This window comes from Bradyrhizobium septentrionale (genome assembly GCF_011516645.4).
Lineage (GTDB): Bacteria > Pseudomonadota > Alphaproteobacteria > Rhizobiales > Xanthobacteraceae > Bradyrhizobium > Bradyrhizobium septentrionale.
Genome location: NZ_CP088285.1, coordinates 670,387 through 690,688, shown reverse-complemented (window position 1 = coordinate 690,688; position 20,302 = coordinate 670,387). Strand labels below are relative to the sequence as shown.

Annotated in this window: 16 protein-coding genes and 3 pseudogenes; 8 read left to right on the top strand and 11 right to left on the bottom strand. The window is 59.1% G+C overall.

Annotation, left to right across the window (positions count from 1 at the left end; translation table 11 throughout):
* Positions 1–2,961 precede the first annotated feature (2,961 nt).
* The 4 genes and pseudogenes from HAP48_RS05200 to HAP48_RS49910 form a co-directional block, all read right to left on the bottom strand.
* Positions 2,962–3,135 (bottom strand): DUF3892 domain-containing protein, encoded by a 174-nt coding sequence (locus HAP48_RS05200; RefSeq protein ID WP_175619680.1) that lies wholly within the window; start codon positions 3,133–3,135, stop codon positions 2,962–2,964.
* An 857-nt stretch (positions 3,136–3,992) separates the two neighbouring features.
* Positions 3,993–4,423: pseudogene (locus HAP48_RS05195) on the bottom strand (helix-turn-helix domain-containing protein); the annotation flags it as partial.
* A 519-nt stretch (positions 4,424–4,942) separates the two neighbouring features.
* Complete coding sequence (locus HAP48_RS05190; RefSeq protein WP_166214512.1) at positions 4,943–5,359, bottom strand: hypothetical protein; 417 nt, start codon at positions 5,357–5,359, stop codon at positions 4,943–4,945.
* 237 nt (positions 5,360–5,596) lie between these two features.
* Positions 5,597–5,719, bottom strand: coding sequence for a hypothetical protein (locus HAP48_RS49910; protein WP_256375226.1), 123 nt, complete (start codon positions 5,717–5,719; stop codon positions 5,597–5,599).
* A gap of 69 nt (positions 5,720–5,788) precedes the next feature.
* Here HAP48_RS49910 and HAP48_RS05185 point away from each other — a divergent pair, with 69 nt between their 5' ends.
* The 3 genes from HAP48_RS05185 to HAP48_RS05175 all read left to right on the top strand — a co-directional run bounded on the left by HAP48_RS05185 (position 5,789) and on the right by HAP48_RS05175 (position 7,203).
* On the top strand, positions 5,789–6,079 hold the full coding sequence (locus HAP48_RS05185) for a hypothetical protein (protein ID WP_029085208.1): 291 nt from the start codon (positions 5,789–5,791) through the stop codon (positions 6,077–6,079).
* A 237-nt stretch (positions 6,080–6,316) separates the two neighbouring features.
* Complete coding sequence (locus HAP48_RS05180) at positions 6,317–6,547, top strand: hypothetical protein (RefSeq protein WP_224496914.1); 231 nt, start codon at positions 6,317–6,319, stop codon at positions 6,545–6,547.
* A gap of 119 nt (positions 6,548–6,666) precedes the next feature.
* Positions 6,667–7,203, top strand: a complete 537-nt coding sequence (locus tag HAP48_RS05175) for a GNAT family N-acetyltransferase (RefSeq protein WP_029085180.1) — start codon at positions 6,667–6,669, stop codon at positions 7,201–7,203.
* A gap of 637 nt (positions 7,204–7,840) precedes the next feature.
* On the opposite strand, the gene HAP48_RS05170 is transcribed toward HAP48_RS05175, so the two are convergent.
* Both HAP48_RS05170 and HAP48_RS05165 read right to left on the bottom strand, forming a co-directional pair.
* Positions 7,841–8,245: a peptidoglycan-binding domain-containing protein gene (locus HAP48_RS05170; protein WP_166216884.1), complete on the bottom strand. Its 405-nt coding sequence runs from the start codon at positions 8,243–8,245 to the stop codon at positions 7,841–7,843.
* 25 nt (positions 8,246–8,270) lie between these two features.
* Positions 8,271–9,476 (bottom strand): MFS transporter, encoded by a 1,206-nt coding sequence (locus HAP48_RS05165; RefSeq protein WP_166214513.1) that lies wholly within the window; start codon positions 9,474–9,476, stop codon positions 8,271–8,273.
* 924 nt (positions 9,477–10,400) lie between these two features.
* Here HAP48_RS05165 and HAP48_RS05160 point away from each other — a divergent pair.
* Positions 10,401–11,156: a hypothetical protein gene (locus HAP48_RS05160; RefSeq protein WP_225024707.1), complete on the top strand. Its 756-nt coding sequence runs from the start codon at positions 10,401–10,403 to the stop codon at positions 11,154–11,156.
* Between the two features lie 209 nt (positions 11,157–11,365).
* Entirely contained in the window at positions 11,366–11,785 is a 420-nt protein-coding gene (locus tag HAP48_RS05155) for a hypothetical protein (protein WP_029083946.1), read from the top strand.
* Between the two features lie 447 nt (positions 11,786–12,232).
* Here HAP48_RS05155 and HAP48_RS05150 read toward each other — a convergent pair whose 3' ends face one another.
* Complete coding sequence (locus HAP48_RS05150) at positions 12,233–12,484, bottom strand: hypothetical protein (protein ID WP_176539522.1); 252 nt, start codon at positions 12,482–12,484, stop codon at positions 12,233–12,235.
* A 164-nt stretch (positions 12,485–12,648) separates the two neighbouring features.
* On the opposite strand from HAP48_RS05150, the gene HAP48_RS05145 reads away from it, so the two are divergent.
* Positions 12,649–13,497 (top strand): autotransporter outer membrane beta-barrel domain-containing protein, encoded by an 849-nt coding sequence (locus HAP48_RS05145; protein ID WP_224496913.1) that lies wholly within the window; start codon positions 12,649–12,651, stop codon positions 13,495–13,497.
* Between the two features lie 1,632 nt (positions 13,498–15,129).
* On the opposite strand, the gene HAP48_RS05140 is transcribed toward HAP48_RS05145, so the two are convergent.
* On the bottom strand, positions 15,130–15,396 hold the full coding sequence (locus HAP48_RS05140) for a tyrosine-type recombinase/integrase (RefSeq protein ID WP_224497137.1): 267 nt from the start codon (positions 15,394–15,396) through the stop codon (positions 15,130–15,132).
* Between the two features lie 84 nt (positions 15,397–15,480).
* On the opposite strand from HAP48_RS05140, the pseudogene HAP48_RS05135 reads away from it, so the two are divergent.
* Positions 15,481–15,669, top strand: a pseudogene (locus HAP48_RS05135) (transposase); the annotation flags it as partial.
* Between the two features lie 11 nt (positions 15,670–15,680).
* The gene (locus tag HAP48_RS05130; protein ID WP_210293180.1) at positions 15,681–15,929 is read left to right on the top strand and encodes a hypothetical protein; all 249 of its coding nucleotides are present in this window, start codon (positions 15,681–15,683) and stop codon (positions 15,927–15,929) included.
* Between the two features lie 724 nt (positions 15,930–16,653).
* Here HAP48_RS05130 and HAP48_RS05120 read toward each other — a convergent pair.
* The 3 genes and pseudogenes from HAP48_RS05120 to HAP48_RS05110 all read right to left on the bottom strand — a co-directional run bounded on the left by HAP48_RS05120 (position 16,654) and on the right by HAP48_RS05110 (position 18,093).
* The gene (locus HAP48_RS05120; RefSeq protein ID WP_029083950.1) at positions 16,654–16,983 is read right to left on the bottom strand and encodes a hypothetical protein; all 330 of its coding nucleotides are present in this window, start codon (positions 16,981–16,983) and stop codon (positions 16,654–16,656) included.
* An 84-nt stretch (positions 16,984–17,067) separates the two neighbouring features.
* A pseudogene (locus HAP48_RS05115) lies at positions 17,068–17,551 on the bottom strand (Hsp20/alpha crystallin family protein).
* Positions 17,552–17,634: 83 nt separating this feature from the next.
* On the bottom strand, positions 17,635–18,093 hold the full coding sequence (locus HAP48_RS05110) for an Hsp20 family protein (RefSeq protein WP_166214514.1): 459 nt from the start codon (positions 18,091–18,093) through the stop codon (positions 17,635–17,637).
* Between the last annotated feature and the right edge of the window lie 2,209 nt (positions 18,094–20,302).

Below are 20,302 nucleotides of genomic sequence, written 5' to 3'. Positions count from 1 at the left end.
GTGCGCACCCCGGTGCGCGGCGGAGGCTTCGTCGAGAGGACCTGGCAATCTCGATGGTCGGTCTGGCTCAGAACGCTGCGCGGCGCGCAGGTACAGGGCAACGCGGCCGGTCTACGGCTAATTTTGACCGGTCGGGCGTGCTGGACGCGCGACAGGAGCTTGGCAAATCGTAGACGCTTGGCGTCCGATCGCCCATGACACTGCGTCTGCGACGAGCCACACACCAACGATGGTGGCGACGACGACTATCGTGACATATGCAAGTTGATGCTGGCGAGGTGGCGCGATCATAGAATGAGCCTAGTCTAGGGTCGGACGCTGTCGAGAGACGTCATGGCAATTGCGGGCCGGTTACTCAAACTCCGTGACATTAATCCAATGTGGGCAACGGCACGATCGAGGCGCAGACGGTAGCCGTCATACATACTTGATCTCCTGGAACCACTCGGGGCCAGCCGGGGCGGCCTTTCCAACCGTCGGAAGGCAAAACTCAAAATTTTGGCACTCGGAAGATAGATATTTGGCGGCAGTCTTACGACCAAGAGGGCCGCTATTTTTTAGGCGATAATCCCATTGATCGAGGCGCCGACGTTAGCGATTATCATAAGACGCTATTAGGTCCTGCTATTCAGCCTAAACCCAAGACGAAAACCTAGCCTCGGCCGCCCTGTATTACTACGAACTTCCGACGCCGATCCGCGGGCGTCTCCGTGGGCAGCGCACGCCACGCCCGGCGCCTTCGCTGGCGTCGTGCGCGGGGCTTCATTGAGCGCGGCAAAAGATTGTAGTAGCAGACGTACACAGCGCGAGTCATGAATCACTCCTATTCTTTCCCGCAGGTTGGCCTTACGCGACAGGTCTTGTCCGAGAATGCTGACCCGTTTGTTCAGCGCTCTTAACTGCGGCGCGCAAGTTAGTAGTAGTCTTTTCAGACATCGATAGATTCCTGATGCTCCACGGGAGTCCGTCCCGAAAGGCTAACGGCGGCTGACGTTACTGCATCAACATTGGATCGGGCTCCTACCTACTCTAGGGGGCAGCCGGCCGACCGGATCGCGGTCGGCACCAGGCGCATGCTCCTCCATCCTTCAAGCCAGAGGTCCGAAACGCCGGGCTTCGCTCGGTCGCGAGCCTGATCCGGCGCGACGGCGGAGGAAGAGGTCCATGGCTTTCGTTTAACTAGCTTTGGCCCTGTTGTTTGGCTAGCGTGAATTCCCGAGTCCGCTGCTGTTGTTCAGGTCTTGACGGAGTTCCGAATGCGATGCGCGCCATTTCTTAGGAAGGCAGTCACTTTTTCGCAGCAAGTTGATCGATGGTGTTGATAGCCAAGGGCTTTCTGCCGCAGAACGGCTGGCTATATGGATCTATACGAGCCATTTTGCTGCGTGGTACCATCAGATAAATTCCGAGCTTTGGTCACGAAGCCATACTGGCATTACGTTCCGAGGGACCGATGCCAAGATTGTGGATATTAGGAAGTACAACCGTCCGGGAGGGATTGTCACTTGGCTGAGGGGAGAGCTATTGCGGAGCGTTTTTTTGCTCGCAAACATAAAGAAAAAGAGAAATTGACGCCCATTCAACGCCGGCAAAATTCGGGTCGCGCTTAACCGCCGAGATGCCGTTGCCAATACGCTATAAAGTCCACCGACTTGCCGCGCTTCAAGGCTAGCCTGGCAATCGGGGCTTACCTAACCTCGTTCGAGGCGGCCGGCCCCTCAAGCCGCAGTTTTTGCCGAAAGGCCGCGTCACGCTTACCTCTCGAAATAGATCGAGTCTTCGGATCACAACGGCTTGGTGATCTTCTCCCGATGCTTTCGTGGCCGTGAGCCAAGAAGATCCGGCAGAGTTGGCAACTGGGGGTTTGGCTCGAGACGCGGCTCCGTGGCCGGTTCGTCCTGGCCCTTCGCCTGGTGTCGGCGGCTGATCACAAGGCCAATGAGGCCGACGACTACCAGCACGGCCCCTACGAGAATGAGCCAGTGCGGCAATTGCAGCCATCCTGTCGCGGTCCTGATCGTATCCAATCTACTTCTTCACCTTGAACGATTTGCTTGGGAGGCAGGCGATTAACTGTGCACGAAAATTCGCGAGATGCCATTGGTGTAACTTCTCCTCTGGAAGTTACACCGCCAAATCAGCGTCTCGCAGGAGATCGTCACGACCGAGCCGCATGCGGAAGCTTGCGAGCGGCTTCTAGCTTCACTGCCATTTCTTCGAGCTCTCGAAGGTCAGTTATCTTCATTTCTTTCACGTATGGTCGTAGGCCTTCCAAGGCGGAAGACCTAAAGCCGACAGCCTGATCTCGACAGGTCGGCCGAACAATGCTGATTACTGCTTCTCTGCGGGGACGGCGGCGTCGCTTGGGGGTGGTGCAGCTGGGGATGACGGCGGCGAAGTCTCCGCCACTATTAGTCTTCATATTTGAAGGCCTTTCTTAGAAAAGGCCTCAGGGACTCTTGACAGGAGAGTCTTGTGGTCGGCAACGTGCCGCTTGTGAACAACTTCCGCAGCGAGTCCCCGAAAGCTGGTTGCGGATCACGGAAGCCGGGGTGTCCAGACCCCGGTATTTCCGTAGGTGCGCGAATCTGCACACCATCGGGAATGTTGGATGATTCGCCTGTTCCGAGTCAACCGGCCCCGACACAACCTTGGCTCTTTCCGCCGTCAATTACCCTGAACTTCCAGCGCCGATCCGGGGCGGTGTCGGTGCGGTGAGCCGCGCAGGCGCCACAGCGAGAGCAACGTCCACAAGCTGCGCAATGTCCACGCCTTTGTCCGCCACGCCCAGCGCCTTCGCTGGCGTCGTGCGCGCGGCTTCATGAGCGCGGCAAAAGATTGCAGTGGCAAACGTATACAGCGCGACCGATGTCGGTTCTGTGACTCACTTCAAGGCTTGCCAACGGTCCGGACCGCCGCCCCCGTGTGACCACGACTTCAAGTCACATTACGACACGCCGGTCACGAGCAATCCTGAAGACTCAGAAGACTGTCGGGAAGAAAACGATCGTTCTCGGTCTTGAGGTACTGGCGACCATCGTGTTCTTCGACGATCACCTTGACCGTCTTGCCCTGCTCAGTGACCTCATAAGCGCTTTTGTCGCGTCTGACGTTTGCAATGGCTGTTTCTTCCAAGTTCTTGCCATCCTGAACCACCGACTGCTTGAATACGCAATGCGGCTAGTCATGGCTCACTCCTATTCGTCTCCAGCGGCAGAACGGCATCCAGCAAATCCCCAATCAACCAAGCGAGGATACCCCAATACTGGGGAGCGGCCTTACGGCGCGACGTAGTGCATTATTATCCCGACCAGCAGGACGGCGCTTAAGACCGCAAGGCCAATACAAATGCGGGCCGAGGTTGAATAAGACCGAAAGTGTGATCGTTCGAACATGCCACGCTCCTCTTGTCCTTGACGCGAGCGGGTACCGCTCCTGTGTTTGTGTGCAAACTTCATGCCGCGAGTTCTTTCTTTAGGCGTACAAGCTTGGCGACCCGGCTTCGGGATCGCGGCCTTCTCACTGCGCTTAGCTCTCCCGCGTCGCGACAAGGTCTCGTCCGAGAATGCTGACCCGTTTGTTCAGCGCGTGGCGAGCATTGCCCTCACATGCCTTCATCCTGCCAGCAGACCGCTCGGACATACAATCCATCATGAACCATTGAATCTGGACTAGCGTCATACTTTCGATCTGGGCAATGCGCTTCTTAACTTCGGCGCGCAAGTTGGCAGTCTCATAGACATCGTCAGATCCTGATGCTCCACGGAGTCCAGCCCGAAAGGCTAACGACGTTTGACGGTACAGCATCAACATTGGATCGGGCTCCTACCTACTCTAGGGGGGGCAGCCGGCTGACCGGATCGCGGTAGACACCAGGCACATGCCCCTCCATCCTTCAAGTCAGAGGGACAAGCAGGGCTCTATCGCGCGGGGGCGGGATGACAACCGACGCGACGGCTCACGCCATTTAAAAGGGGCTATCCATGTGTGGCGATCCGATCCCGATACTTGGTCCACTGCGCCCGCCGACGGGTGACATCGGGACGATCCTGCTCGGCGGCAATCATCGTCTTTTTTTGTAACTGAGCTTCTCGGCGTGGACGAACTCCCACATCGTGCGGTAATCGACCTTCAGGCCACGCTCAGCGAGTTCGGCCACCAGCCCGCGCACGGTAAAATCGTTTCGGCACCGTTGCATCAGCCATTCGCGGTGCGGCCCCGCAATCTTCTTTGGCCGATAGCCCCCGATCTGGTCTGGCTTGACGCTACCGGTCTCGTGGAAGCGCTGTACCCAGTTGATCGCCGTGCTGATGCCCACCCCAAATTGAGCCGCTGCCTGATGCCGCGACAGGCCACCTTTGATGACAGCTCTCACTACCCGCTCACGAAGGTCGTCCGAATAGTGGACTCGATTGAGGGCCATGTGCCGCGAAAGCGGCGGGTTGCTCTTAACCGCCGTTGGTTTGGCTGACGGAGAACTCATTCCAGATGAGGTCGGAGTTATACTTGATTTTATGGGGACGTGCTGTGCTCGTTCGCAGTTTGAGTTGAACGGAAAGGATGAGGATCGTTTGCGTCTCTACATTCGCCGGCTTCGGCCGACCACAGAATCGATAGATCGCGCAGTCGAACATCTCGCACGAGGCAATTCAGGTCACATGGTCGCCACGCTATCGGCATGCGCAAAAGTGATGGAGGCGGATGGCAACATAGACCCGGAGGAGATCAAAATGCTCGACGGATTCTCGCGGTCCATGACCGGGCTTCCGTTGCAATATCCATAACGGCGAGGAACCGTTCTTGCTGCCGACGCAGAAGACCAGCACCGTCTTGAAGCCGGCGTTTCGATCGACGGGGCCGGACCAGTAGCGGAGGAAATATGCGGGTTTCGGCGCCAGGGCATGCCCGATTGATTCCGCGGCTGCGCGGGAGATGCAAATTATCAAGTAAGTGCCCATCGGCGCCGTGACGGCAGCATGTTCTCGATTTTGACGATGTCGCGCAGCAGCTGCATCTCGGTCGCGTTGAGCCACGATCGCAGCTCTCCGAACTCGAGCAGATTGTCGACGTCAGGAATGCTGCGGATCTCGGCGAGACGACCTAGCTCGAAACCATCAAGCAGCTGCGGCAGGCCCGCGCCAACAAGGCAAAGGACGGCAAAACCGCGCTCGAGCAGCTCAACGCGCTGCAGGGCAACGCCAATCCGACCGAGGCCGAGACCGCGCAGATCGGCGAGCTCGAGACCAAGGTCGACGCGCTCGAGGCCGAGGTCGCCGAGCTCGACAAGCAGATCTCGGCCGAGGAAAAGAAGCTGCGCGCGGGCCGTCGCGAAAGAGGCGGCTGTCCTGGCGAAGGTCAAGGGCTATCAGCCGGCGGAGATCGTCGGGGAGATCCGCCAGGGCGACCGGCACGTCATCCTGTTGAATGATCCCTCGGCGCCGGTGCCGGCCGGCAAGGTTGCCTTGTCGACCATGCTGCCGCTGACGGATCGCGATTTGATGCCAGGGAACGGGCTCAGCAGCTCTACCGTTCAAAACGCTGATCCCTGATGCGGTCCCCGAGCGTGGCGCAGATAAACGCGATCGACCGCAAACTGTCATCGAAGGCGCCGCGCCTGGCCGCGATGCCGCCGGCCGAATTCGAGGCCGCGCTCGATCGTCACCAGGAGGAAATGCGCGCCGGCGTCGGCCGCGATCGCCGGCGCCGAGGTCAACATCATGGGCGTCGACGACGCGACCAGGCGAATCCGGGGGCAGATCATCGCATTCGAGCTGCAGGTCCGCGGCTAATGGGCAAGGTGTTCGACGGGGCTGATTATGAGCGCAAGCTCGACGCCGCGCGCAATGGGATCTCGACCAGTGAGGAGGCCCGTTTCGTCATCACGGGCGACCTGGCCGGCCTCAACGCGCGGAAGGCGTTCCAGGAAGCAAAAGAGCGCGCGCTGATGAAGGCGCGCAAAAAGATGCTCGACCGGATCGAGCAAGAGCAGGCGGACCACGCGCTCAACGATTGGATTCCGACAGAGGTCGAGGAGATCGTGACCGGGCCGAATGATGAGATCGTCTCGGTCGATGGCTGATGCGCATCGTTTTCCGCTATCTGGCGATGCAGGACATCGTCGATTTCGCGCTCGAGACGTTGCGAGAGCGATCGCCGGTCGGGCTCGGTCGGAGATCCGCATCCCGGTCTCTACCGGGATAGCCACACGGTTTTTCTAAATGGTCATGTCGTCAGCGACGTTTCGGCATTCCGTCGCGGCGACCAGATCAATATCTCCAACCCGGTCCCTTACGCGCGCAAGATCGAGATCAGCCGGATGAAAATGAAGGTCGAGCCGAAGGTCTACCAAGATACTGCGCTGCTCGTCGCGGCGCGGTTCGGCAATCGCGCCTCTGTGAGATTTACGTTCATGCCGGTCCGGTTCGGAGACATTGCGGCCTATGCCGCATTCGCGCAGCAGATCAAGGCCGGCCGGCGCCGAATGTTCGACAAGGCAGGCCAGGCGTGGCTTGTTCGTCAGCCAGCGCTCGAGATCAGGTCACGCTAGAGCGCTGAGTACTGCTTTGGACGACGCAAAGCGAGCGTGTCAGGCGACGCCGGCACATTGGCAAGAAATGTCGACTTTGTCAGCTTTTTGTCAGCTTGTCTACATAACAACTCGTTGCGATGAGAACCAATTACAACAATGCCTACGGGCAAAGTGTGGACCAGCAGCGCGATGCGTTGGCCGGCACTTCTGGCGCAGATACAACTGCTTTTACGGCCGCTTTAGCTGCTGAAGGGCCAGCCTCTTTCGCTGTTGACAAGAGGACAGGTGAGTCAGTCAGGCTACACAGAGTAAGTAGCAATATTGGCAACGCCCAAAGCGTTTCTTTGTTTTCTGATGCCAATGAACGCAATAAGGTGGGAAGTATGACCGTGGCGCCGGGGCGCGACAATTTGCGAATTCTCACCATAGAGAATGTCGGCCGGTCGAGGTACAAGGGGGTCGGGACGGCTATGATCGCAGTCGCCGATCACATTAGGGAGTCCGCGGGCCTTTCCACGCTATCCCTTCTCTCTCAAGATGAGGGAGCTTCAGAATTTTTCTACAAGAAGGGATTCCGGTTTACGGACGAGGACAAGAATGCGGAAATGCGGACTCTCATTTCCAATCCACGATACGCTCCAGATGAAATCCTTATGGGCGAGATGGAGCGCTAGCATACCTCAGGGGGCAGGGCTGGCCAGGCCCCCTGAGAGAAACCAGTTCATCTATAGTTAAGGCTTGTGCCGGCCGTCATGGATTGGACGGCCGGCCAAGCGCTGGCGTAGAACAGCCGCAACTAAATCTCTGGTGCAGGTGCCGCATTGGGCATCTGACATGGATCCCGACTTTGGGGCCAGGTACTTAGAGTTTTACGCCTGATTGGCGCACCCCGGGGACATGAACAGGCGATGGACATGAACAGGCGATCGCCGCTCGCGGTGGGCCGACCACGAAAATCAGGCGCTGAGCGCCCCTGATTGCGCATTTCATCTACCCCCGCAACAAGACGCGGATACTGCAACTCTGTTGCTCGGGCGACTTGGTGGGCACGAACCGCGTAGCGGGCGCGTGTGAAACCGTTTCGGAGCCGCAGTTGGATTAGAATTGACTAAGCTACCCAGGATCTCAGCAAGCTACGCCGACACTTCGTTGGTCATGGACGTTCAGCTTTTTATCGGGGCGAGGGCGGGGCCCGAGGACCTTACCCTCATCCCAAAAGGGGCTCTTTGATCCTAACGCTGTTCGCGCGCGCTGGTCGTTGTGACGCTTTTGAACTCCCTTTGCTTCATGTCGAAGTTAAAACGCGCTCGATCAACTCCAGAGGGCGGCCCACGTCTTGGGGCCGACAATTCCGTCAGCCTTCAACGGGGTACCATCGAAATCAACGTGAGATGCCTGGAATACCTTCACCGCAGCCTCAGTGTGCGGGCCAAAATCGCCGTCTACGGCCCCAGGATCAAGCTGAGGGTCCGCATAGTGTTTGAGTATCTCCTGGAGGAGCCTCACACCGCTGCCCTTTGAGCCCTTCTTGACCGTCTCTGGCGTTAGCCTGAACCAAGTCGCCGGCCCCACGATGCCGTCAACTTTTAGGGGAAACGAGAACGCCCAGTCATGCCCTACGGATCGATCAGTTTGATAACTTCTGACCGCCTTTCGGGTCACAGGTCCGAAGATGCCGTCATCTGTTCCGAGAGGAAGATAATATCGCTCAATCAACGCCTTTTGCGCCCTCTTTACCGCATCACCTAACGTGGATCAACCAGGTGACGATGGGTTGAGCTGTGCCACCGAAGATCGCTATCGCAAAAGCGTAAATCGTCGCGAAGGCGCCGCCGCGGATGTTCTTGGGCAAACCTTCGGCCATGCTCACATAGAAGGCGCTATACGGGACCGTTCCGATGAAGGTGAGCGCGCCGAGGCCTCCGAGAAGTGCGATGGCACTGCGGCTCTCTACGATCCACCAGAACACCGGATAGGTCATCAGCAGCGCGGTGACCTGCGGCCATATCATGATGTGCCGGCGTCCGGCACGATCCGCGAGCCAACCGCCCAGCAGTGCGGCGCCAATTCCTACTGCATTGCTGACGAGCGTGGTGGCGAAGGCGAGAGGCGCAGAAACTTGCAAGGTATTCAGCGCATAGGTGGTCATGTATTCCGTGATGTAGGTAAAAATTGTGCAGCTGGCCAAAATGACGAGTCCCAAGCTCATCATGCGGCGGACGGCACGCAATCTCTTCGCACTCTCGACGACGGGAGCCGAAGCTTCCGGGCGGTGTAATGTCTCCGGCAGGGCGCTCCGCAGCCAAAGTCCGAACGGCAGCGTGGCGGCGCCGAGCAAGAACGCGATCCGCCAACCGTACGCGTCCAGTGCCTCACTTGTCATCGCGAGGGAGAGTATTTCTCCAACCAGCGCTCCGGCGGTTGCAGCTATCTGTTGGCTGGCAGGCTGAAACGAGACAGCAAGACCCCGGGCTTCGGCCGGGGCCGCTTCCATCAAATAGGCAGTAGTCGGACCGACCTCACCTCCCAGAGCGAAGCCCTGCACCAAACGTGCGAAAATGGCCAGTAACGGAGCGCCAATTCCTATCGTCTCGTACGATGGCGTAACAGCTAACGCGAGGATCGCGGCGCTCATCATGGCAAAGCTGGCATTCATCGCGGGCCGGCGCCCGACCCGATCCGAGTACGAGCCGAGCACGATGGCCCCGATCGGTCTGGTTACAAAACCCGCGCCAAACGTCGCGAGCGACAGCATGAGGCTGGCAAACGGGTCGCTCGCCGGGAAGAACGCCTGACCGATCTGGATTGCGAAAAAGCTATAGGTCCCGAAGTCGTAAAATTCGAGAATATTGCCGATCGTTGCGCCCAACACGGCGCTGCCGGTCAGGCTTTCGTCCGGCGCAACGAGAATCGGCTTTCGATGCTCCGGAGTGAATTGACTGGCCATCCCCGATCCATCTCGGTCGCGATCTGGCCGAAGACTTCGGCCAGCCAGGTCGCGCGCGTTGCTCTCCATCTAACCTACACGCCGTCTATCTTGAGGCGGCCAGGCCGCGCGCCGATTTCCCAGATGTAGATGAAGCATGTCACGACGAAGCCCATCGTAACGCGTGCAATAAAAATGCCTGCTTCGTGCAGCCCGATTCAAGCCTTGCACTGATCGCGGCAATCGCCCGCAAAAATGAATAAAGGAAACCGCTGCAGCCATCGGGCGCGGGCAGTCGTTGTGGTCCTGCGCGATGGCGAGTTTGCGACAACATTGGCAGTCACCGAACAGAAGGCCTGCTTTCACACAGAAGGGCCGCCATGCGTGCATGCTGCGTTCAGCTGGCTGCGCGTGCGCGGAAGTGTCAGGCGATTGGCCCGGCTTTTTGCTCCACCGCGTGGTAGTTGCGTGAAGCTGCATGCTTTGTCGAGATTGTTCCCTGCAGAATAAGATCTTCGTGCGATCAAACGTAATGGGAGCTTGCATTGTTGATGGCACCTTGAAAACGGCCGACATCGCGCCGGCCGCCGCAGGCATCAGGCGGTGATATCCGGTCATGGCGAGCCGCAGCTCAGCTGGCCGCAAATGACAAGCGTGATGCGCCAGAGTTGAGCCCCGAAAAGTGGAAGTCAAAGGCATCAGCGATGGCGACGACGCGCCTCTGTGGGTGGATTGGATTCATCAATGTCGTCCTAGGATTATAGCCTTCCTTTCATATTGCGACGCTGCCGTCAGGTTATGGCCGCAAAGGCGTGCGGCCTCCGTAACCAATAGCGGTCGCGCTCCGCTCACGCATCTGCTGTGCACACGCGCTCGAAGCTCGATGGCAAAGCACGCCTGCAATCAAAAGCCTAGAATAGAATGTGTAGTATGAAAACGAAGACAATGACGACCATCGTGCTTGCGGTTCACGCGTTGCTCGGTTCGCCCAGCGGGGCTGTTGAAACCTACGATGTCACCGATTCGAACGGCGTGCCATTCATACGGGCGCGGATATTCGGTGTCGGAGATGGCCCTTTTTGTTGTGGCCCAGGTGACGAGCAGCGCGCACTGCGGAATTTGCCGCAATGGGAAATAGATCATTCACTGGCTGCGATTCAGTATTGGGCTGAAATCATTAAGGTCATACCGGGTCAATCGCCGGCCATCGTCAACGTCGCCAGGATTGCCATTGACAACGCATGGGCCTCTATCCAATCGTCAACCGATGGCGGGAACAAGGTGCAGGCGGCACTCACGAGGCAGGATCCCGGCTCGCTGACCTACGGGGCGCATGGCATGGTTGCGATCGGACAGATGGGGTTTTCAGCCGAAGCATACATCCCTTCGCAATTACCGATGACGCCAACGATAGGTCTCGCACCCGTTATGATTCATGAGATCGCCCATCAGATGGGAATCGCCAGTACTATTGACGGCTACGAAGCATCGCCGCATTTCCCCGAAGCGATAAATGCCTGGACGGACCATTTGCACGATGACAATGGCAAACAAGCCAAGCCGGGACAGGCGATCTATTGCTCCGGCTGCGCCAACCCGCGAGCTGACAACGTTTTCGACCTGCGCCGCGATCAGGGCTATTTCGCCGGGAAGCATATGAGTGAAGTGCTGGCCGGCGCCATGCCCGGTATTCCCGTGTAGGCGATGCATGAGGACGGGTCGCCGGATGCAGCCTTCGTCTCGCATAGCGAGCTCAAGAACAGCTTAATGAGCCACCAGCGATACCGGAATTACAGATCTTTCATGGAGGCGGAGTTGGCCGCGTTGCAGGATATCGGCTATACCATCGATCGGCGCAAGTTGTTCGGTTACTCTATCTACGGCAACGGTCAGAGTCTGATTAGCGCGACGTGCAGGCGCTCGGCGAGCATGGCATCGCAGCAAGCTTCGACTTTGGCAACAATGCGATGGGCAATCACCGTGAATATCGTGGGTATATTCGCACGATTGGCAATAACCCGGCCCCGATGCTGAACGAAATCGACGGTCCGCTCGTCAACACGTTCGATCTGACCGGGCGCCTGGCTGGCAGTTACGCGGCGATGTACATGTCGAACAGTGGTTATGTGGGCGAGATCAACGTGATGGGTGGCGCAACGCTGTCAGGGGACATCCTGTCTGATTACGCCCAACTTGACGAGAAGGGTTCGCCGCGCCTGACCAAATTGACGTTCGGTATGACGCCTGACGCGAATGGTCACTCAACGGGACAGCCGGACGCAAGCTTTGCAACCCGTTATGAAGGTAACATCATTGGACGCAACAGGTGACGACATCGCTGCAATCGCCGACTTTAATGGCGAGCGCGACAGCTCAGGGCGACAACACCTACGCGTTGACACTCTCGCGCCCAAGCGATGCCTATTCGCGTTATGGGGCCGCCCGGTCGGCGCGGCGCTCGATCGGGTAGCTGGCAATGCTGCGGCGGGACTGCACTCGCTGATCGCGGCACTCGACTTCTCCGCGCCCGACGGCACGGGGGTGACATCTGCGCTGCGTCAGCTTTCGCCGTCCATCTATGCGTCGGAGAAGGGCAGGCGTGTCAACGACAGCTTCTATGCGCGTTCTGCAGTGTATGACCGTCTCGAACAGGCCTTTGGAGGCGCGCCATCCTCGCCGATGGGGGTGATGGGTTATGGTCCTCAGCAGATGCGAGGCGGCAAATCTGGCTCTGCCATCGCTGGCTGGTATGGCAATGATTTCAGCGTCTCATCGAATCATTGGCTGAAAGCAACAAGTCTAAAAGGCTCGTTCACGATCGAGAGGGTACCGTCGAGCGCCGCACTTCCGTGCACCACGAGGCGGCTGAACGCACCAGTATCGTTCACTGCGACCTGCAAGCGCCCGGTGGACGTTTGCAGATAGCCCCCATTCGCCGTTATGTTGTTGTCACGACCATCGATGAGCGGCGCGACAGCCCCGCTATTGGTGAAGCGGCCATCGGTATTGAGCAGATAACTGCCGTTCAACCTGTCGCTGCAGTTGTCCGGCGGCGTCGCGTTGCTTACCGGCAATCACGAAGTGTACGACGCAACTGTCGCGCAACACGCAACCCTGTCCGGTCTATGGCAAGGATCACTCGCTTACTCAGCGTGGCGCCGGCCCGACTTCTTCTGACCTGCCATCCTATGACTTGCAGCGCTATGCAGCCTGGAGTTCTGCTTTTGGCGGATGGACAAGCCAATCGGGTGATCGCAATGCCGCAAGCACCAGATCCGGCATTGGCGGCTTCATGACCGGGATCGACGCGTCGGTATCTGACGACTGGCGGTTCGGTGTTCTTGCAGGCTATAGCCGCTCCACTTTCAACGTCGGCTCCTCTTCGTCATCAGGCCGCAGCGATAACTACACTTTCGGGACCTATGCCGGCACCGAGTGGAGCGTGCCAGAAGGAGCCATCGCCTTCCGCTCAGGCATTGCCTATACATGGCACGATCTTGAGATGAGCCGCAACGTTGCGTTCCCGGGGTTCAACGACAACTTGATCTCGGATTACGATGCGGGCACTTTCCAGAGTTTTGGAGAATTGGGCTACAAGGTCCATCTCGGCAACTGGTCGGTGATCGATCCCTATGCCAATCTTGCCCATGTTCGGGTCGCGACGAATGCTTTTAGCGAGAGGGGATTGAACGGGGCGGCGCTTGATATTCACGCCGACACGATGCAAACGACGCTCTCCACCCTTGGCGTCTATGGGACCACCCGTCTTCAACTTGGCGACATCGCCACGACTGCGCGAGCTGATGTTGGCTGGCGTCATGCCGTTGGTGACCGCATTCCGCTGTCGACAGCTAGCTTTGCTGCCGGTTCCAGCGCTTTTGTGGCTTCGGGCGTATCCATTGGCAAGGACGTGACACTCGTCGAATCCGGTCTGAACTTCCAGCTTTCCCGCGAAAGCACCCTTGGCATCGCCTACCAGGGCCAGTTCGGCTCAGGCGTCACCCAGAACGGATTCAATGCCATCTTCAACGTGAAGTTCTGATAGCATGGTCAGTCGACTTTTGGCCCGGCGCGCTACCCGCAGCAGGCTCATGTTGGTTCTAATCCAGGTCTCGTCGACAAAAACCTAGCGCCGGGATCGAGGTTAGCCTGCATGAACGCCAGCGCTGGCGCGCGCGGTTGGCGTGTTTTCGCCGCCTGCCGCAGATCATTGGCCACCGCTTGCTGAACCCTTCATTGCCAGAGTTGACGGTCTCCTACAGCCTGCGGAGGATGCGCCGCATTGCTGGGCGCCCGGCTCTTTAGCAAAGCTCTGCCAAGCGGTCACCACCTCCGCGCGTCCTCCTTCGGATTGCCCTCAGCCAGTCCGCGACCGTTTCAGCGAGAGACGGCGAAGGCATCGCCTGCGCCTGGCCGTGGTTCGGCCCGGACGGTTCATTTCCGTCGGCGAGGAAGAAGTAGGACCGTCGGGCCGACATACCCTCGGCCCTCAGGGGTGTATCCTAGTTCCTCGGCACCTGCTCGGGCAGCGATTTTCGGACAGAACTAGGTGGGTGAGCTCCGCATACAGAGCTTGAGCAAGATCTCTAACCTGCGCCTGTCGCTTCCTAACTTTGGTGAGAACGCTCGTGATGATCGCCAGAAGTGGCACCGATGATGAGGAAGCCCGCTTTTTACGTATTCTCGTTGCCAAACGATATTATCATGGCCAAGGCGGCGATTGCGCCGAGCGCAATGGGTCCCGCGATCAACCAAGCGCTAACTGTCCGCATAGCCAGCTCTTCACTATAGCACGACTCCATAGTGCCGAACTCTCCGGGGAGAGCCGGCCGTGTCGCGCCGCATGCAAATCTCCAGTTCCCTGCGATTACATTTCGCCCGAAACCTCGCGCGCTTACATCTGCTGATACCTGATACTGTTGCTCGCGCTTGCGACAACTACCGACCTATAGGGTAGGCAGCGGGATCTCGCCCGCTATAAGATTGTTAGGTTTGACGCTGCAATCTTGGGACTACAATTTCCATGCATTCTTCTTTTGTCCTCGCTGTGGGAGTTCTCCTGCTTCTTGATCGGGCGCGCGTCCTATCGGCTCGGTTACTGCGCTGGCCGCGAACAAGGTCGATGCGAGGCCTATCGTTTGTATATCAGGCATCCTGGCCGGCGCTGATCAAGGCGTGAGCCGCCGCAAAGTGCCTAAACTGTCCGCGACGCGCGCGTCGCGATCGGGTCGACGGTCTTTGCCCTGATCGCCAGTGCCTTCCTGTACGTCCTGTCGCCGCAGCCGAGCGATCCGAATTTGCGCGGCACCCTTCAGCCGCGGGATGGGGAAATCGTCCCGCTTGCGCTTGGCGGGCCAGTAGGAGGGGATGGTCCGGCAGGCAGGGGGCCGTACTCGACTCCCATGCGGTTGACTAGCACTTCGGGAAATCATCCTGCCAAGGTACTCGCATAAAATCGCCCCGCGCATGGGCGGGCTCGCGGATCTCCGCGCTGCTGACCCGCGGGCCGCCGGTAACATGAACCGGGACATGCCAAAGCCAGACGCCAGGTGTACGCTCGCTGGCGTAGCAAATGCGGCCGATCTGCTGACCGTCCTTGAGGACGGGATTTCGGTCGGCCGCAGCGCGAGGCTCATTCGTCGTCGCCCTTGTTTTCGATTGCCTTGGGCGCCTGCTACTCCTCGAGCTGCTCGCGCCGGCGCTGCTGCGCCTCGGCCGTGCGCTCCATTGCCGCGCGGACGTCGTCGACGGTCGCGTCGGTGTAGAATTCGGACGTGATGGCAATGGTGGAATGGCCGAGCAGTTCATACACAATGCGCAGATTGCCGGTCGCGCGCAGCGTCCGCATGCCGGTCGTGTGGCGCAGGTCGTGAATGCGTCCGTTCACGCCGGCTTTATCCCATTTTTGTTTCTTGTTTGAGGCGAAGCCGGCTGACGTGATCGGGGCGCGTTGGCCCTTGACTAGGCTCAGGACCTATTAATTTTGATTGATGCGTGATTCAAGGTCTCGGATTCGGAGGCTTTGATGGGTGATTTGTTTTTGCTGAGCGAGCGCCAGATGGCGCGCATATCGCTGTGTTTTCCGTTGGCGCTTGGCGTGCCGAGAGTTGACGACCGGCGCGTCGTGAGCGGCATCGTTTATGTCATCCGCAACGGCCTGCAGTGGAAGGACGCGCCGAAAGGCTACGGCCCGCACAAGACGCTCCATGGGAGAGGCGCGTGGATATGAAGGAAGCTTCGGCTATGACGGAAGCCTCCGGGCTGACGGACGAGGAGGGTGACATCGAGCAGAGTTTTGTGGCCAGGCCGATTAACCAGACGGAGCCGCGAGCGAACCGAAGCCCGCTGCATTCGCACTCGTCCGACAGCGCGATGCGCTGGGCCGAGCAGTTGCGCAAGGTGACCGTGAAGTCCCCATTGCAGTCGCTCCTCGTCGCGTTCCTGCTCGGGGTTTGGGTCGCGCGCCGGCGCTAGGGAATGTGTGGGTGTGTGAAGCTCAAGACGTCTCAGACCTCGCTGGGCTTCCACGATCTTGCGATCGCGAGCGCCCTCGATGAGGGCGGCGCTGAAGCCCGGCGGAGCGGGCAGCAACCTCTTTCCCGAAGGCGTTGCCACGGTAACGGCCCCCGACACGGTCTTGACCATGGCAAAGCAGGGCGTTGTCCTCAGGCGGCCCGCGGGATCGAACGGGCACCTCGCCAAACAGTCCGGCCTGCCGACCTACTCCGGCGACAACGACGGTCGCGGACGCCCAAAGCGCCGTCCGAAGCCCAAGATCAGCGAAAAGGCCGCCCGGAAGGCCCGCATCGGAATTCGAGAGGGAGCATTCACGACAGCAGGCCGAGCGCCGCCGTGAAGAAACCGCAAGAGCAAGAGACCGTGAGCTGCGGGACAAGGGGTCGCGAAGGCGCAGGTGGCGTTCGATCGGGCAAAAGGTGAGCATGAAGCTAAGGCGAGGGCCATTGAAAGCGGCGTGCGGCATTCGAGAGACGAGCCGAAGACGAGAAGGCTCGCTGGGAGAAGCAGAACAAAAAACTCGATGCCGCCCTGCGTCGGGCGCGCGAATAGCGCCACAGTGTCGTCTACGCTCGCTACGCGGGCTGGTCTCTCGACTCGCTCATGAAAGCAATGAACGGAACGGCCCCACGTCGCGAAGCATGCCCCAGCAGAACCATCGTCACGACAGCCTGCGTGAGCATCATGCTGACCTCCGCAAGGCGGCGGCCCAAGGCCGCCGCAGCCGCATCGCGAGGCCGCCGGGGCGCGGCGGATCGTCATCGTCGCCGTCGAGCTTGCGCAACGCGGCCACGATATCTGCGAGCCCGATGGTGTGGCCCATGCCGGGGATCTCGCGCAGGGCGGGGCAGGATTCGACGGCGTAGATGTCCGACGCCCATGATGACAGGATGATCCGCTTCTCCGGTACCGAGAGCCCGTTGTCGTTCAGGACATCCCCCGCAGACGCATAGTGCGCGGCTGGATGAAACGGGGGATTGAGATTGCCGGTGTTCGTGTTGGCGTTGGTCATCGGTTGACTCCCTTACACGCTCCTTTCCTCGGGACTGGTTTTCAGTGAGTTCGGGGCGGCGGCGACCGCCGCCCACGATGGTCTTTACTGCGCGTTGATCGCGATGCGCTTGACGTCCGCCCGCGAGTTCTCGGATTTCGGCAGCGAGATGGTCAAGACGCCGTTCTTGAACGACGCCTCGGCCTTGTCCTCGTCGACGTCATCGAGCGCGATCTGCCGCTGGAACGAGCCGTCGTGGCGCTCGGTGAAGTATTTGCCTTCGTCCTTGCGCTCGCTCTTCTTCTCGCCGCGGACGGTCAGCACGCCGTTCGCGATTTCGATCTGGACGTCCTTTCTCCGTCATGCCGGGAAGCTCGGCTGAGATCGTCAGCGCCTTGTCGGTCTCGCTCAGTTCGATCTTCGGCCAGCCGAATTGCCCTTCCATGAGCGGTGATAAACCTGTGCCGCGGAAGACGTCGTCGAACAGACGGTTCATCTCGCGATGCAGCGTCATGAACGGATCGTAGTTGCCGCGCGTGGACGCGAGCTCCTGGTTCCTCGACCAGGGAATGAGATCACGGATTGCCATGGCTTTCTCCTTCGTTGCATGAGGGAAGGGAGCGCGGCGGCGCTGGCGCGCGCCGCACTCCGCCGTCGCCCCTCGACCGGGCGTCAGGCCGCCTTCTTCTGCTCGATCTGCGACGGAGATCCACCGCTTCCGATCTGGATCCGGCGCGGCTTCATGGCCTCCGGCACCTCGCTGACCAAGTCGACGATCAGCAAACCGTCTCGGAAGGAAGCCTCCTTCACCTGGACGTAGTCGGCGAGATTGAACACCCGCCGAAATGGACGGGCGGCGATGCCCTGATACAGATATTCGCCGGTCGCCTTCTCGAGCTTGCTGCCCTCGATGGTAAGCGCGTTCTGCTCGGCCGTTACGGTGACGTCGCCGGCGCCGAAGCCGGCGACGGCGAGCGAGATCCGGTAACGGTCTTCGCCGAAGCGTTCGATGTTGTAGGGTGGGTAGTGGTCCTCGGTCGCCTGGCGCAGCGTGCCTTCGACGAGGCCGGCCAGGTCGTCGAAGCCGATGGTGGAGCGCCATAGGGGCACGAAGTCAAACGTGGTCCTCATAACCAAGTCCTCCAGAGAGCAAGATGGATACGAAGGAGCGCAGGACAGGGGTTTCGGACAGATCCGAAGACCCAACCCGGCGCCCGTGCCGGACCCGTTAAAGGCGCCCGGCGCACCGCTCTCGCGGCGAAAAATGACGTAGAAAAGCAAGAGGCTGTTTCAAGAGGGGAGCGCAAAAAAAATTGCAGCCGTCGGGCACAGCGCGTCGCCGTGCGCCGCCTTTCCGAAGGACTTGCAGATGCGACGAGAGGCATTTTGACAGCCAATCGCGTCCGAATATTTTTTTTGCGCCGGGGATCTCTTTCCCCGCTTTCGCAACACCGAAAACGACCGTGACGACCGTCAGGAGAGACGACGAGACGAAGATCTGGCCTATCCGTGCGCACCGCAGCAACATTCACCGCTATCGACGGCTGCTAAGGAAAATCAGGAGAAGGTCCACATAGTTTTTCCTTGCGGTTGAGCAGAAGCTGCTCGAGTTCCCGGCGGCAGCCGCCTTCCCGGTAGATCTCCGGTCGTGCGGAGGGGTATGCCTTCGCCTACGCATGGCTCGAAGAAAGCTTTGTCCGGACCGCCGTAGACTTGCTCCCTCGGCCCATCACCATCGACGTTGGTGAGGGCGCCAACGCCAAACGGCACCCAACCAATCTTCGCGCTCAATCGCCAAATTGACTGCACTCATAGGGCGATCGATTAACACATAGCAACCATTCATTGAAGGCACCTGACGGTGAAAGTGAGGAGGTGGCGCGGCCTGTTGCGATCCCCGCAATCAGGGGAATTGCCGCTTGGCAACTCCCGATGTTCCTTATATGTTCGACTTAGGCCGGAGAGGATTCGATCCAATGAATGTAGAACTTTTGGCCGCTCTCAAAGAGGTCGCGAAGCGTCGGGCGCGGGTGCGCTGCAGGTCTTGATCAAAGAGGGTATTAACAACTCTCGCGGCGGATTGACGAAGGAATACGGCGGTCGGACGTTAAAGAAGGTTCGTGCCCTCCGTCGTAAATGAGTCGTTCTGCGACATCGCTGGCGATGGTTTCCACGGATGCGAGCGACAAGTCGGTCTGCGCGTGCTCAGCGGCGAGGACTTTACGCCCAGCGAAAAGGCATATTGATTGGCTCGGTCCCGGCGTGTATTTTTGGGAAGGCGATCCGGTTCGGGCATGGGAGTGGGCTAAAGACCGAGGCTACTCTGAACCGTTCGTTATCGGGGCGATCATAGACTTGGGCGAATGTTTAGATCTCACTTTGCGTGAAAATCTTGAGTACCTAAGCATCGCCTACTCAGACCTGCGGCGCGTTCGGCGCCAAGCTAAGTCGAAGCTTCCTTCAAACAAGGATGGTCGCCGACTACCAAAACGCGACAAAGTACTCAGGTTTCTCGAGTGTGCGGTGATTACTCACCTTCATCACATGGTCGCAGATGCCGTCGCTGAAAAACGTTACCTCGATTTGATACAGTGCGCGGGTTGTTCGAGGGGGAGATCCCGCGTTTCGCGGCGCTCGATTCTATAGCCGCACCCACACTCAGATTGCCGTAATCAACCAGCGCCTTATCCGTGGTGTTTTTCTTCCGAGAAGTCTTGATAGCCGGTCGCTCGAGCAAGCGATGTCTGGCTCCTAGTCGGCTATTCACTCCCTGGCATTTAATCCAAACGTCTGGCCAGCTGGACAAGTTTGTTGTTTGCAGCGCCCAGTTGTCGAAGAGGTGCACCAAAGCTGAAAATTATCTCTGGATGAAAACTAGCGCCGTATTAGTGCGAGGCGTCGCCAAGGCTGATTCCGGGAAAATTCGGCAAGCGCCTGTGCCTCAGTTTGAGATTGTCTGGCTTCCTGCCTGCTTCTTGCACACGCGGCGCAACCCCGGACGGTCCGCTTGTCGATCCCCGTCAGCGCATCCTCCCGGCCAAGCCAGAAGCCGTCGCCGCGGTAGCGACAAGCCTCTTATCAGTCCGGCGAAAAATTTTAGAACAAAAATGGCCAGAATGCGTGACAATGGTTTTCAACTTCTTAGGGACGCGTCAGGCGGGGTGGATATGCGCTTGGTAAGGTTCTGACGCTCGGCGAACGACGTGTTGATTAGGGCCGGATCCGTTGTCCAAGAGGTAGATCTTGATCCGGCCGATGCACTTGGGTGGGCTATGGCCCCCGGATGCGGCCACCGCGAAAATCTGTTCAGCATCGCCTAATCAGCATCAAAATAACATCT

What these genes read in the sequence shown, in the direction of transcription:
- HAP48_RS49910 (WP_256375226.1), bottom strand. Translation starts at nt 5,719, where the DNA reads ATGATGTTGACCTCGGCGCCGGCGATCGCGGCCGACGCCGGCGCGCAT.
- HAP48_RS05185 (WP_029085208.1), top strand. Translation starts at nt 5,789, where the DNA reads ATGGGCAAGGTGTTCGACGGGGCTGATTATGAGCGCAAGCTCGACGCC.
- HAP48_RS05180 (WP_224496914.1), top strand. Translation starts at nt 6,317, where the DNA reads ATGAAAATGAAGGTCGAGCCGAAGGTCTACCAAGATACTGCGCTGCTC.
- HAP48_RS05175 (WP_029085180.1), top strand. Translation starts at nt 6,667, where the DNA reads ATGAGAACCAATTACAACAATGCCTACGGGCAAAGTGTGGACCAGCAG.
- HAP48_RS05165 (WP_166214513.1), bottom strand. Translation starts at nt 9,476, where the DNA reads ATGGCCAGTCAATTCACTCCGGAGCATCGAAAGCCGATTCTCGTTGCG.
- HAP48_RS05160 (WP_225024707.1), top strand. Translation starts at nt 10,401, where the DNA reads ATGACGACCATCGTGCTTGCGGTTCACGCGTTGCTCGGTTCGCCCAGC.
- HAP48_RS05130 (WP_210293180.1), top strand. Translation starts at nt 15,681, where the DNA reads ATGAAGGAAGCTTCGGCTATGACGGAAGCCTCCGGGCTGACGGACGAG.
- HAP48_RS05120 (WP_029083950.1), bottom strand. Translation starts at nt 16,983, where the DNA reads ATGACCAACGCCAACACGAACACCGGCAATCTCAATCCCCCGTTTCAT.
- HAP48_RS05110 (WP_166214514.1), bottom strand. Translation starts at nt 18,093, where the DNA reads ATGAGGACCACGTTTGACTTCGTGCCCCTATGGCGCTCCACCATCGGC.